The 14,097-nt window shown below is 35.2% G+C and carries 13 protein-coding genes; 7 read left to right on the top strand and 6 right to left on the bottom strand.

Annotated elements, in window-relative coordinates:
* Nucleotides 1-18 precede the first annotated feature (18 nt).
* The 5 genes from htpX to recD all read left to right on the top strand — a co-directional run bounded on the left by htpX (nt 19) and on the right by recD (nt 7,580).
* Complete coding sequence (htpX, locus tag B0186_RS01800) at nt 19-885, top strand: protease HtpX (RefSeq protein ID WP_078217670.1); 867 nt, start codon at nt 19-21, stop codon at nt 883-885.
* A 170-nt stretch (nt 886-1,055) separates the two neighbouring features.
* On the top strand, nt 1,056-1,391 hold the full coding sequence (locus B0186_RS01795) for a type II toxin-antitoxin system RelE/ParE family toxin (RefSeq protein WP_078217669.1): 336 nt from the start codon (nt 1,056-1,058) through the stop codon (nt 1,389-1,391).
* 11 nt (nt 1,392-1,402) lie between these two features.
* Nucleotides 1,403-1,711: a helix-turn-helix domain-containing protein gene (locus B0186_RS01790; protein WP_078217668.1), complete on the top strand. Its 309-nt coding sequence runs from the start codon at nt 1,403-1,405 to the stop codon at nt 1,709-1,711.
* Nucleotides 1,712-1,896: 185 nt separating this feature from the next.
* Nucleotides 1,897-5,556, top strand: coding sequence for an exodeoxyribonuclease V subunit beta (recB, locus tag B0186_RS01785; RefSeq protein WP_078217666.1), 3,660 nt, complete (start codon nt 1,897-1,899; stop codon nt 5,554-5,556).
* Complete coding sequence (gene recD, locus B0186_RS01780; protein WP_078217665.1) at nt 5,556-7,580, top strand: exodeoxyribonuclease V subunit alpha; 2,025 nt, start codon at nt 5,556-5,558, stop codon at nt 7,578-7,580. The genes recB and recD overlap by 1 nt, the downstream gene beginning before the upstream one ends.
* Nucleotides 7,581-7,647: 67 nt before the next feature.
* Here the strand turns inward: recD and ftnA (B0186_RS01775) are convergent, their stop codons facing one another.
* Together ftnA (B0186_RS01775) and ftnA (B0186_RS01770) are read right to left on the bottom strand one after the other, a co-directional pair.
* Nucleotides 7,648-8,145 (bottom strand): non-heme ferritin, encoded by a 498-nt coding sequence (gene ftnA, locus B0186_RS01775; RefSeq protein WP_078217664.1) that lies wholly within the window; start codon nt 8,143-8,145, stop codon nt 7,648-7,650.
* An 18-nt stretch (nt 8,146-8,163) separates the two neighbouring features.
* Nucleotides 8,164-8,652 carry a non-heme ferritin gene (ftnA, locus tag B0186_RS01770; protein ID WP_078217663.1) on the bottom strand — a complete coding sequence of 163 codons (489 nt, stop codon included), beginning with the start codon at nt 8,650-8,652 and terminating at the stop codon, nt 8,164-8,166.
* A 333-nt stretch (nt 8,653-8,985) separates the two neighbouring features.
* On the opposite strand from ftnA (B0186_RS01770), the gene fabA reads away from it, so the two are divergent.
* Entirely contained in the window at nt 8,986-9,516 is a 531-nt protein-coding gene (gene fabA / locus B0186_RS01765; protein WP_078217662.1) for a bifunctional 3-hydroxydecanoyl-ACP dehydratase/trans-2-decenoyl-ACP isomerase, read from the top strand.
* 82 nt (nt 9,517-9,598) lie between these two features.
* The gene (locus tag B0186_RS01760) at nt 9,599-10,495 is read left to right on the top strand and encodes a DMT family transporter (protein WP_078217661.1); all 897 of its coding nucleotides are present in this window, start codon (nt 9,599-9,601) and stop codon (nt 10,493-10,495) included.
* 34 nt (nt 10,496-10,529) lie between these two features.
* On the opposite strand, the gene B0186_RS01755 is transcribed toward B0186_RS01760, so the two are convergent.
* From B0186_RS01755 to B0186_RS01745, 4 genes are all read right to left on the bottom strand, one after another.
* Nucleotides 10,530-11,831 (bottom strand): surface lipoprotein assembly modifier, encoded by a 1,302-nt coding sequence (locus tag B0186_RS01755; RefSeq protein ID WP_235817155.1) that lies wholly within the window; start codon nt 11,829-11,831, stop codon nt 10,530-10,532.
* Nucleotides 11,782-11,961 (bottom strand): hypothetical protein, encoded by a 180-nt coding sequence (locus B0186_RS11950; RefSeq protein WP_235817154.1) that lies wholly within the window; start codon nt 11,959-11,961, stop codon nt 11,782-11,784. The genes B0186_RS01755 and B0186_RS11950 overlap by 50 nt, the downstream gene beginning before the upstream one ends.
* Before the next feature lie 110 nt (nt 11,962-12,071).
* On the bottom strand, nt 12,072-13,292 hold the full coding sequence (locus B0186_RS01750; protein ID WP_078217660.1) for a hypothetical protein: 1,221 nt from the start codon (nt 13,290-13,292) through the stop codon (nt 12,072-12,074).
* Nucleotides 13,293-13,547: 255 nt separating this feature from the next.
* Nucleotides 13,548-14,096: a KdsC family phosphatase gene (locus B0186_RS01745; RefSeq protein ID WP_078217659.1), complete on the bottom strand. Its 549-nt coding sequence runs from the start codon at nt 14,094-14,096 to the stop codon at nt 13,548-13,550.
* Nucleotide 14,097: the final 1 nt, after the last annotated feature.

The following is a 14,097-nucleotide window of genomic DNA, read 5'->3' as shown; positions in this document are numbered from 1 at the left end:
CTATAAAGGAACTTTATTATGATGCGAATTTTGCTTTTTTTAGCTACTAACTTTGCGGTTTTATTTGTTTTTAACATTATTTTGACCTTGACTGGTATTCAAAGTCAAGATGCAGCTGGTTTGTTGATTTTAGCTGCTTTATTTGGTTTTACTGGATCTATTATTTCTTTATTAATGTCAAAATCCATGGCGTTACGTTCGGTGAATGGTCAAGTTATTGAACAACCTCGTAATGAAACGGAACGTTGGTTAGTTCAAACAGTACATTCTCAAGCGGAAAGAGCGGGTTTACCAATGCCAACCGTAGCTATTTATCATTCTGCGGATGTTAATGCTTTTGCAACAGGTGCAACGAAAAAGAATTCTCTTGTTGCGGTGAGTACCGGATTACTCAACTCTATGACTAGAGATGAAGCTGAAGCTGTTTTAGCCCATGAGGTAAGCCATATTAAGAGTGGCGATATGGTCACCATGACGTTGTTACAAGGCGTATTAAATACCTTCGTGATTTTTATTTCTCGAATGGTTGCCAAGGTTGCGGCGACGGATCGTGATGGTAATACTAGCCAAGGTATGTACTTTATGGTTTCTATGGTGCTTGAGTTAGTATTTGGCGTGTTAGCAAGCATGATCGCAATGTGGTTTTCTCGTCATCGTGAATTTAAAGCGGATGCAGGTTCAGCAGAATTAGTCGGCAAACATAAAATGATTGCAGCCTTACAACGCTTGCAAACTTTACATGAACCACAAGAAATGGAAGGTCAATTAGCGGCTTTTGCAATTAATGGAAAACGAGGTGGACTCGCTGCTTTATTCTTGAGCCATCCACCATTAGAAAAGCGCATTGAAGCGCTACGCAACTTGAATACGCTAGGTGGTAAATAAAAGGAGAACGGAGCAAAAATTTGCTCCGTTTTCTTTTTTTATTCTGTTCTTAATTTCACATTCTTTCACTAGAGGATATTGTAACCGCTTGCGTTGTTGGAAAAGATAATAAAGAGTTGCGCATGATTGAAAATTATATATACTTGATTAAGGTATAGAGAAGAAAATATATGAAGTTAACATTTTTAGAGCTACCGCCTTTTGAGCGCTTTAGAGCTGAATATTTAACCGATGAAGAATATAGAGCATTGCAAAATGAGTTGCTACAAAATCCCGAAAAAGGTGATTTAATGCAAGGCATGGCTGGGTTGCGAAAAATCAGAGTGTCAAGCGAAAAAAGCAATAAGGGAAAACGGAGTGGATATAGAGTAATTTATTACTATTTTTTGAATGAAAGTCAGATATTTTTTATATCTGCTTATAGCAAAAATCAGCAAACAGACTTAACGAATGAGCAAAGAAAAGCATTTTTAGCGATTGTTGAACGAATTAAGAGCAAATTATAAGGGGGGATATTATGTCAAAATTTTTTGATGATTTAATGGAAGGCTTGGCCGCATTAGAAGAGCATTTAGATGGTAAGCGAACACTAAAAACAGAAACACTAGAACGCTTTGAGCCTTTAACAATCAAGGCTGAAGAGATAAAAGAAATTAGACATTCTCTTAATCTTTCACAGGGCGTTTTTGCACATAAGTTGCGCACTAGTGTTAGAACCTATCAAGCATGGGAACAAGGTAAAACAAAACCCAATGCCCAAGCTATTTTATTGTTAAAACTAGTAGAAAAAGAACCGCAGTTATTTAAGCAAATAGCGGCTATTTAACAATATAGAATTAGATGTAAAGCAAGGGTAAAACCTTGCTTTTTTATGTTTTTAATATTCTCAATCGCTAAAATCCATTTTTACTTTAAAATCAAATTGATACAATCAAAAGAAAATACCTTCTCAAGGTTTGCAAAAATTGCTGAGGTTCGGTACATTAGCCAACATTCTATGTCCTATTTTCGATGTGTAATTTCATGGCTAATTTACAAGATCAACAGTCTTCCGAACAAACTTCTCCTTCCCAACCTTTTAATCCTATTTCTACTCCGTTAAGTGCGGTCAGTTTAATTGAAGCTTCTGCAGGGACTGGAAAAACCCACTCAATTGTTTCCCTTTATATTCGTTTGCTCTTGCAAGCTGGGGAAAATAACTTTCCTCAAGCATTGGAAGTAAATCAAATTTTGGTCGTAACCTTTACTGAAATGGCTACGCAGGAGTTAAAACAGAGAATTGGCGAACGAATTTCGCAAACAAAACAGCAACTCATTCAATATGAACAACATCGAGATAAGACTCTTATCGAAGATCAATTTACACGAGAATTATTGCCATATATTCAAGACATTAAACTTGCTATTTATCGTTTAACTTTAGCGGAACAAAATTTGGATATTTCCGCTATTTCCACTATCCATAGTTTTTGTCGCCAAGTGTTGATGCAATATGCTTTTAATTCTGGGGTTCACTTCAATATGGAATTAGTGACGGATGAAACGGATCTTATTAAACGTTTAGCAAATGAATTATGGCGAGAAAATTTTTATCAACAACCTTTATTCGTGGCGAACTTTATTTTTAATAAATTAGGCTCTCCCAATGGGTTATTATCGGAAATCGAGAAGAAATATCTTACCAATCCACCAAAAGTAAACACAAACAAACCGCACTTATTAGAAGGTAATCTACAACTATTTCTAAAGGAACAAGTAGGTCCACAGCTTGAAAAAATTAATGAATTTAAACAGTGTTGGTTGGATAATGAACAGACACTCAAAGATCTTGTCGTAGAAAAAAAATGGCGTAAAGATTGGTTTGAAAGTCGTTTTAATAAAATGCGCGATTGGGCAAATAACTTATATGTCATTTCTCCGCCTGATCAAGCAAAATATTTTTATCAATCAGAATTAGCAAAAAAAGAACCTGAAGTATCGCATGCATTATTTGCAGAATTAGAAAGTTTAGCAGCTAATGAAATTGCACAAATGACGAATAATGTTTCCGTGCTTTTATATCATTGCATGCAAGAGTTAAGTCGTAAGGTGTTAGATTATAAATTAACCCATCAACAGAAAGGCTTTGATGATCTTTTGCGTTTAGTGCGTGAAGCTTTATATCAGCCACAAGGACAAGAACTAGCACAGCTTATTCGTCATCAATATCCTTTTGCGATGATTGATGAATTTCAGGACACAGATCAACAGCAATATGATATTTTCAAACGAATTTATATGGAAAGTGCGGAGGGAAATTCGGGATTTATTATGATCGGTGATCCTAAACAATCTATTTATAAATTCCGTGGGGCAGATATTTTTACTTATTTAAAAGCAACAGAAAACGCACAGCATCAGTTCAATTTGGGTGAAAACTGGCGATCTACACAGCCACTTATTCAAGTAGTTAACCATCTCTTTGACTTTCAGGAGCCCCCACCATTTTTATATAAAAAAATTAAATTTCAGCAAATTGCCAAAGGTTTGAACTACGATGAGCAAGGTAATCTCATTCCTCATCAATTCTTATTAAATGGGAAAGCTGAACCAGCGTTAAGATGCTATATGACAGATGGCAATGATGATCAATTAGCAGAAAATTGTGCATTGTCTATTGAGCATTGGTTGCAAAGTGCGGTTCGGAATCAAGCTGTTTTAGACAATAAGCCATTAAGAGCTAAAAATATTGCAGTTTTAGTAAGTAGTTTTTTCCAAGCGGAGAAAATACAAAAAGCGCTAAGTGCGAAAGGTATTTCATCAGTTTATTTATCGGATACAAGTAATGTTTTTGATAGCATTACAGCACAAGAATTATTGTCTATTTTGCGAGCATGTTTAAATCCTTTAAATGAAAATAATATTCTCAATGCAATTAGTTCGAGCCTTTTTGCTAAAAGCAGTGCAGAAATTTTCCAAATTAAACAAGATGAAAGCTTATGGGAAAGTTACGTAGAGCGTTTTATTGCTTATCAGAAACAATGGCAAAAACAAGGTGTTTTGCCGATGTTGCATCATTTGTTCAATGCTGAAAAAATTAATGAAAATTTACAAATAATGACACAAGGTGAAAGAAAAATGACGGACTTGTGGCATTTAAGTGAATTATTGCAACACGCAGCAAGACTGAACGATACGGAAGCAGCTTTACTTCGTTGGTTTGAAAAACAAATTCAAGGGGAAGATCGTTTAGAAGAGCAAATCCGTTTAGAAAGTGATAGAGAATTAGTCAAAATTGTGACATTGCATAAATCTAAAGGTCTAGCTTATGATTTAGTTTGGCTTCCTTTTATTTGTAAGCCTTCTCGTTTCCACGATAATTCTATTAACACTTACTATGATGAAGATAAGGAACAAGTGTTATGGGATATGGATAAACAACATTCGGAATATATTGAAAAAGAACGTATGGCGGAAGATATTCGTTTGCTTTATGTTGCCCTTACTCGTGCGAAATATCAGATTGTAGTTAATCTCCCGACTGTTTTTGATAAAAAATGGAATGCGTTGTTGTATGTATTAAGTAAAGGGGAAATTGGTATCAATAAAAACATTACTGAATATGATACAAATGAGTTGTTAACGCCAATGATTGAACAATTGGGAGATAAGTGTATTTTCGTTGAAAACGCTGAGCAACTGTTGGCAGAACAAAGAGAGCATGTTGCAATGGAGGAGGAACTTCAACCAGTTACCGCTGAAGAGTTTCATGGTTGGATTGAAAGGGATTGGACAGTAACCAGTTTTACCGAAATTACCTATCGTCATCAACGTAACAAAGCCTTACATGCTCAGCAAAAAATTCAAAGTGCGGTAGAAATTGAGGGCGTTTTTGATCAGGCAAGAGATTATGACTTCAAAGATAATAAGAGGTTAATTCAGCCTATTAGCAGTGATGTTGAGTTGAATGTGGTTTCTGATTATCCAGCAGGTTTCTCACCTTTTGACTTTCCTCATGGTACGCATATTGGAACTGAAATCCATCGTTATTTTGAAAAATATAATATGGAGCAAGCCTTAAATGAGGAACATTTATCTAAACTTTGTCAGGCTTTGCAATTATCTGATGAATGGCAAATATCTTTACATCAGTGGATTGAGGCAATCTTTAATACACCTTTAATCGAAGGATATACGGCATTTACGTTAGGAAATATTAAACAGCAAGATTGTTTAAAAGAAATGCAATTTTATTTGAAATTAAATCAACGATTTAATCAAAATGCCTTTAATCAGCTTTTACATAAATATCATCATTTACCTTCGCCTCCATTATTAATGGAGAGTATTCAAGGCATGGTAAGAGGTTTTATTGATTTGGTTGTCCGTTTTGAAGGGAAATATTATTTATTAGATTATAAGTCTAATTTATTAGGAAATTCCCCACGAGATTATGAGCAAGACAATTTAAGCAAAGCCATGTGCAATAGCCATTATGATTGGCAATATTTAATTTATACCATTGCCTTACATCGTTATTTAAAAGAGCGAGATAAAAATTATGATTATGAACGTGATTTTGGCGGTGTAATTTATACTTTCTTGCGTGGTATGAATGGTAAGGATAGTTCAGGTGTATTTTTTGATAAACCAGATTGGCGTTTAATTTCTGAATTGGAGAGTTTATTCTAATGTTAACTATTTTGTCTCAACTTAAAGAAAAACAATTAATTCAAGCTAGCGACTATTATTTTGCAAAGTTGATCGCCGATAAACAGCAAAATTTGGATTACTCGCCACAAGTTAAAAATTTAGCCATTTTACTTGCCGCACTTTGTAGTTTTCACTATCAGCAAGGGCATACTTGTTTAAAACTCGCTAATTTCGCATTTAAAAATATCTTTAATCTACCTTATGTGGAACGAGGCTACCTTGATGAAATTAAAGATAAAATTGAGAATTTGGCTATATCAAAATGGCAAGAATTGCTGATTGATCATATTGCATTTACTCAAGATCCAGTGCATGAAGCGAAACCTTTAGTGCTACAAAATAATCGCCTTTATTTTTATCGGATCTGGCAAGATGAATATCGTATTGCAGAGTTCTTAATTCAGACGATGCAACAGAAAGAAAATCAATCGGTTTCGCTAGAAAAAACGCAAATGATTTTACAAAAATATTTTCCTGCTGAATATGAAGATAACAGCTTACAACAAACACATAACTGGCAAAAAATTGCCGTTGCAACTGCAATTCATCAGCCTTTTTGTGTGGTTACTGGCGGTCCGGGAACGGGTAAAACCACAACGGTGACGAGATTATTATTAGCCCTACAAGAACTAGCGGAAGGGAAATTAATAATTCGCCTTGTTGCTCCAACAGGAAAAGCCTCAGATCGTTTAAAAATAAGTATGCAAAACTCTTTTAATTTACTGACAGAAAAAGAGCATATTCATGTCTCTGAACAAATAAAAAATGCTATTCCCTTTAATGCTGAAACTATTCATAGTTTAATTGGCGTGCGTTTTTTTGAGGAAAAAACAAAATATAACAAACGTAATCCGCTCCCCATAGATCTTCTAGTGGTTGATGAAGCTTCAATGGTGGATTTATCTTTGATGGCGAAATTATTACAAGCTTTAAAACCTACTTGTAGATTGATTTTACTTGGTGATAAAGATCAGCTTTCTTCCGTTGAGGCTGGGGCAATTTTGGCTGAGTTAGGTACTTTTAGACAATATCCAATTAGTTCAAAACTAGCTGATTATTTACAACAAACCACCGGGGAAAAATTAGAGAGTCAGGCTAATAAAAATCTTATTCGTGATTGTTTGTGTAATTTAGAAGGGAGTCGCCGTTTTGGTAAACATATTTATATTGGCAAATTAGCTAAACTAATTAATCAACAACAAAGTGCAGCGAGTTGGCAATTATTTGAACAATATCAACAAGAAAATACCGGTAAGGAGAACGCTGAAATCAATTTAATTGATTTTGCGGCAGAGTATGCAAAGGGAAGTACTGATGAACAATCATCAAAACACCATTATGCGCAATATTGTGCTGAGTTAGTGGTGCAAAGTGCGGTGCAAAATTATGCAGAATATTTGCAGCTAATTCAGAAAATCACAGAGCATAATTTACCGATTAAATCCCATATAGCTGATATTTTTGCTGCCTTCAATAAAGTGAGATTTTTAACCGCACTTAGAGTTGGCGAATTGGGTAGTGAAAATTTAAATCAACTTATTGCTGAACGATTAAGACAAAAAGGGCTTGTGCAATTTAACCATAGTCGTGATTTCTATTTAGGAAAACCGATCATCATTACTGAAAATAATAGTCGCCTTGGTTTAGCGAATGGTGATATTGCTTTGTACTTAACGGAAAAGCAACATGACGGGAGTGAAAAAGGATATTTTTGGTTTGAAAATGGCAAGGCTGAATTAGCGAGCCGTATTCCAAATCATAGCCCCGCATTTACGATGACAATTCATAAATCTCAGGGATCTGAATTTGCTCATACTTTTGTTATTTTACCGAGTGAACCTAATCCAGTGTTATGTAAAGAATTGGTTTATACGGGGGTGACAAGGGCAATTAACCAAGTGACCGTTTTTTCTGACCAAAAAGTATGGAATATAGCGGTAAATAAAGCGACAGAACGACAAAGTGGGTTAGGTGAGGTATTAGAAAAATTAATGGCGAATTAATCCCTCAGTGAAAGATAAAAATCCCGATGAGTGCTATCGGGATTTTTTTGTTTTAAGAGAAAGTTGCTTATACTTGAACAAATAAATTACCAAGATCTTTATCAACGAGATATAAACCTTTACCATCGTCACCAAGAAGATTAAGTTTATCTAAGATACCACTAAATAATTTTTCTTCTTCATGCTGTTCTGCAACATACCATTGTAAGAAATTGAAAGCAGAATAATCTTTTTCTTCAAAAGTTTTTCCTACTAATTCATTGATTTTGCTAGTAATGAGTTTTTCATGTTCATAAGTTAATTCAATAACTTGTTTTAATGATGTGAACTCATGAGGTGGCTCATCAATCGCAGTAATAATTGCTAATGCGCCAGTTTCGTTTAAATAAGTAAATAATTTGCGCATGTGTTGCATTTCTTCTGTTGCATGAGCGGCTAAGAATTTAGCTGTTCCTTCAAATCCATTTTGCTCACACCAAGCACTCATTTGTAAATAAAGGTTAGAAGAATAAAATTCTAAATTCATTTGATCATTTAATAATTTAATAACATTTGCTGATAACATAATTTTTCTCCTAACAAATTATTCTAAAGTAAGTAAATCACGATCAATAAAGTAAAGTGAACGTCCGTCTTCGCCCATTAAATTAAATTTATCAATAATGCTCGCGAATAATTTTTCTTCTTCATGTTGTTCTGCAACATACCATTGTAAGAAGTTAAATGTTGAGTAATCTTTGTTAGCAAAAGTAATTTCAACTAACTCATTGATTTTACTAGTGACTAGTTTTTCATGCTCTAGGGTAATTTCAAAAATTTCTTTAAGTGATTTGTAATCATTTTTTGGTGCTTCAATTTTACCTAGCAGTGGCATACCACTTGTTTCGCTTACATAAGTAAATAATTTTTGCATGTGTTCCATTTCTTCATCGGCATGACGGAGTAAAAATGCTGCAGCGCCTTCATAACCATGATGTGCACACCATGCACTCATTTGTAAATACACATTAGATGAATAAAATTCTAAGTTAATTTGTTCATTTAACTTAGTTGCGATAGCTTGATTTAGCATAACTGTTACCTTCCTATTGTTCATAAATAAAACCGTTTCTATTTTAACCAGTTTTTTCTGGAAATCAACTTTTTATTTTTGTAAGTTATTAATTTTAAAGGATATTTTTAATAATAACTATTGTTATTTACTAATGAGAGATGCGAATAGTTAACAACAAGACTTGAGAAAATACTCTCATTGTATTTCACTCATCGGAGTAGCACTGGTTTGATGAGTTAAGCTAACAAGTGTTAGCTATTTTGTTTGGTTTTGATCTTGATATAATTCATTCATATTTATGTAATTAAATGTATTTACTGATAATGTAACGTGTTTTTTAGGATAAACAAAATGAACAAATGTACACAAAATAGGAAAAGTAGTTATAGCTATGAAGATTTATTAGCATCAGGACGTGGGGAATTATTTGGAGAACAAGGTCCTCAGTTACCTGCGCCTTCAATGTTAATGTTAGATCGTATCGTTGAGATGAATGAAAATGGTGGATTATTTAGCAAAGGATATATAGAAGCTGAGTTAGATATTAATCCTGACTTAGCTTTTTTTAATTGTCATTTTATTGGCGATCCTGTAATGCCGGGCTGTTTGGGCTTAGATGCTATGTGGCAACTTGTTGGATTTTATCTTGGTTGGGTTGGTGGAAAAGGCAAAGGAAGAGCCTTGGGCGTTGGCGAAGTAAAATTTACGGGGCAAATTTTACCAACGGCAAAAAAAGTCATTTATCGTATTAATATGAAAAGAGTGATTAATCGCAAGCTCGTGATGGGAATGGCTGATGGTGAAGTAGAAGTAGATGGTCGCATAATTTATAGTGCAACAGATTTAAAAGTGGGCTTATTCCAAGATACAACCGCATTTTAAATTTAACTAAATTGATTAGGGTCACAGAATTACATTGCTGTTTCTTGTAGAATTTTCTAATTTCAAAAAAAGGAAAGTAGAGATGAATAAGAAATATGCTATGTATAATTTGAGCTATATTTTGCTGTTAGGTGCTGGATTGCCCATTTTGCGTTATATGAGCCTGCATTTTGATACAAACAACAATAATATGGTGCGTTTTTTAGCGGGAAGTGCGGTGCTTTTTAGCTATGGATTATGGCGTTATCCAGCGCAATTTCATCAATTAAAACAAAGTCCTCTTTTACTTATCAAGGTATTAATCCTTGGCGTATTAATGACGACTAATATGTATTTATTTATGCGAGGTCTAACTTATACAAGTGCGGTCACTGGAAGTTTATTTTCGATTTTAGCGATGCCGTTGGCCATTGGGCTAGCGGCATTATTTTATCCTGACGAAAGAACTCGTATCAAACAAGCAAAATTTTATTGGGGAAGTTTTATCGCCATTCTTGGATCATTGCTGTTTGTTATGCAAAGATCCTCAATAAATGCAGAATTTGCCTACCAATTCTCACTCGGTGCATTATTTTTGTTTGTCGCAATTTTTATTCAAGGCGTACAAAGTTTAGTCATCAAATCTATGAATAATCAAATAAATGCAGTTGTAATCAGTGCTTTTGTCGCATTGCTGGCTGGAATTTTAAATTTTGCTATTAGCTTTTCTGCAGATAAACTCATTGAATTAACTCAAGTATCTCATGCCTTATTAATTGGTCTAGCTGGCGCTGGTGTTTATGGTATTGTGACTGGCATGTTTATGTCTTTTCATGTTGTACAAACTCAAGGGATTGTGACTTATAACTTGCTACAACTTATCGTGCCTTTTTCCACCGCACTTTTTGCTTATATTGCTTTAGGGGAAACATTGAATATGTGGCAGATTTTGAGTGGTGGAGTTGTGATCTTGAGTTGTTTGTATGCGCTAAAAAAATAACCTCTAATTTTACAATTAGAGGCTTTTTCATTCTCTAAAATTTCGTTTCAAAAACCAAATTAATATTTTTGTCAGTATAGCTATACAAGGTTGGCAAATTACTGTCATTTTTACGCCACGACATTTGTAGTTTCGGAGTTATTCCCCATAAATGCCAATCTCGTTTCCACAGGGTTAAATTCAGGCTGTAAGCCTTGTCTTTTCTCACTTTGCCAAGATTTAAGAAACCACCTAACTTTGCCACATCTTTATAATTTCGCTGAGTAATTGATCCACCTAAACGGCTTGAAATTCCCCATAGTTTCCATTCTTGTCCCCAACCTAAACGCAGACTTTTAGTATCTGAATTAAATTGGCGAAGCTGTGTTCTCTCTCGGTTGAAATCCGCACCTAAATAGAAAAATTGTTGTGGCGTGCGAAGCCATAATAAAGTAGTAGAAAGAAGCTTATTATCGCCATTTCGCACGGTATTTTGATAATAGCTTTGCTTGCCATATTCTGCCGCAGTTGAAATCTGCCAATGAGGTGAAAGCCAGTAGCTAAACTCGGTACTCACACCTCGTATATTGCGATGACGATGATTGCCGACCCAATTTTTTTCAAAGAAAGGTAACAAGCGGAAAGTAAAATCTGGGTTTTTATAGGCATAGCCCAGTAAAGTGCGGTTAGTTATTTCATCATTTTCACGGCTATCCCAATAAAGTTTGCCGTAGAGATTGTTTTCAAAGGCAAGGTAATGCGCATTAATGAAGTTAAAATCACGGGATAAATCAGCACTATAAGCAACGCCATGGGCTTTTTGTGGCAACATATCCTCGCCTTTCACATAACCCGTATTTTTAATTTCAGGGGAAGATGAAGTGTTATTCACATTATCATCTCGTAAATAATAAGCACTTGCGCCAAATTGCCAGCTATTACGTTTTTTTAGACTTGCCAGATAAGCTTCAATCAAATGGCGAACAGGAGTAGGCAGATTTTCTACTGCTTTGGCTTTGTTAAATTGGTCTTCCGCCGCATTATTTTGTTTGGCGTTAAACAGGGCAATGGCTAAATCAATTCGCACCACGTTCAAATCGGGTTGTTTGGCTAAAATGGAACGAAAATGCTTAATGGCTTGGCTATTGCTATCTTGATACATCGCCATTTTACCTTGTGCAAACTCCACTAAAATCGGGTCATGATGAGGGAAAGATTGATAAATCGGCAACAATAATTCAATCGCATCAATATTGCGGCTGTATAGGGCATCGGTTAATAATTGATGGGTTAATTGTGGATTTTGTTTAAGTTGCTGATCGGTAATATCGATCACTTTCTTTTCTGTTTTCATCATAGGCAAGTTCGGCATTTGGGCTTGTGGCACCGGTGGGTTTTGCAACATGGCGTAATTGCTGTTCTGTGTCCTCTGGTGCGGCTAAAAGTGCGGTAGGAATAAGTAATAAAAATGTGAGATATTTTTTCATATTGAGTATCAGAGAAAAATAGAATTAATTGAGGATATGGGTAATTATATTAACCTACATAAAAAAACGATTTCCTGCTAAAGCAAGAAATCGGTTAAAGTTAGAGGATATTATTCCGATTTAGGTTGTTTGGTTCCACCGAATGCAGCATCGTACGAGGTTATATCACCTTTGTTAGGTGCAACGCCATATGAACTAATTCTGCCTAACGACATTTGACCAGCGACATCATTAAGGTCTTTACCATAAAAGTGAATATAGAAGTCCCCGTTGAGAGTAGTTTGGTCATTTAGTTTTTTAGATATAGTATCACGTTTAGTTAAGCCTCCGTGCAAATTCATTTTTGGTAGATCCACTTTACCAATTAACTTACTATCTAATTCGCCTGAAACATAAGTGTCTTGCCAAGATTCACCAAAATGTGCATTTAGTGTAATAGTGCCATCTACTTTTGGAATTTCTCTCAAGCTCTTGTAACTACCTACATGATCGCCTGGGATTATAGCAGCTCTATTAACAGAAGCAATAACCGCACCTTTATAGGTTGCATTGCCTTTTACATTGTCATTCCAAGTAATTTTACCTGTTTTATCATCCACTTTGTACACAGTAAATGCATCTAATGCGTTTATATCCTCATATGGTCCCGCTTCACTTGCACTTAAACCTAGCGCAAAGGATGAAATATCATTTTGATTAGTGTATAGCATCCCGTAAGATGAATATGGTTGATTTATAAAAAGATAGTTAATTGCTTTCGCTTTTTCTTTTGATGTAACCATCTCACCTGCTTCATTAATACGAACATCAACTACCTCACCAACAAGATTGTCGTAAGTTTTACTACCAGAATGAAGTCCTAAGAATGGTTTACCATCTTGCTGGGATAATTCAGCTAAATTAAGGAATTTACTCTTATCGTAAACATTATACTCATGTTGTAGCACATTACCCTGATCACAGATGCCAGGGCTGTTGCAAGCATCAGCGGTTTCTGTTTTTATACCCCTAACCGGCCACCCAGCACCGCTAACTTGGCTGTAATCGTGTGGTTCCCAGCCATTCGTTTTAATAATTCGCCATTTACTGTCGATGGAATCCACATTGACAATTTTTTCTGGTTCAGGCTGAGGCTTAGTTTCTTCTGGCTTAGTAGTTGGTTTAGACTCTTCCAGTTTAGTGGCTGGTGTGGTCTGCGGTTTTCCTTGTTCTTCTTTAGCAATAGGCGTTGCAGGTTTTACATCCGCAGGACTGTCATTGCTAGTCAAACAACCGGTTAAACCAAAGCTTACCACGATTGCTAATGCTGTCATTTTAAAATGTTTATTCATAGTCGATCCCTTCTGAATATAAATAAGGTAAGTTGTTATTTAGGCGTTTTTGTATAAAAAACAAAAACTTTCCTAGTCTAAAAAAAATACAAGCCCTGAAGAAAAAAATAATTAGAAGTACAAAAGATCGTAATTTTGATAGAAGGAGAAGAAAATTAATGAAAAGAAGTTTTTGAGTTATAACGTAGAAATTTTTGAAAATTGCGTAGAAAAAAGAGAAGATCCCCACTTGTATATAACCAGTGGGGAAGTGCTTTATTGCACCATATTCTCAACTGTTTTTAGAAAGCCTTGTGCGGTGGCATATACATCGGTTTTTCCTTGCGCTTTTAAAATCATATCGGACATTTCTCGGAAGGCACCTTTTCCACCCGCTAAACTTAACACATGATCAGCACAATCTTTTACATAATCCATGGCATCATTTACCGCAAAAGCTAATCCACAAACAGAAAAAGCAGGGAGATCAACGCTATCATCGCCAATATAAGCAGTTTCTTCTGGGGTAACGCCAGCTTGTTTGATTAATTCAAAGCAGGCACTTTCTTTTTCTAATTTACCGAGGAAAAATAACTTGATGCCAAGATCTGTGATACGTTTGCGCAAAATTGGTGAATCACGTCCTGATAGAACAGCAACTTGAATACCATTTTCTATCAACATTCTGATACCTAAACCATCACGCACATGGAAACTTTTTATCGCTTCGCCATTGGCATCATAATGTAATAAACCGTCTGTTAATACGCCATCAACATCAGTAATAACAAACTTAATTTTTTGTAATTTTTCATTTAAAAGCATA

The organism is Canicola haemoglobinophilus, assembly GCF_002015075.1.
In the GTDB taxonomy this organism is placed as follows: domain Bacteria; phylum Pseudomonadota; class Gammaproteobacteria; order Enterobacterales; family Pasteurellaceae; genus Canicola; species Canicola haemoglobinophilus.
Note: the sequence above shows the minus strand (reverse complement) of the source record. Positions and strands in the feature narration are given on the sequence as shown.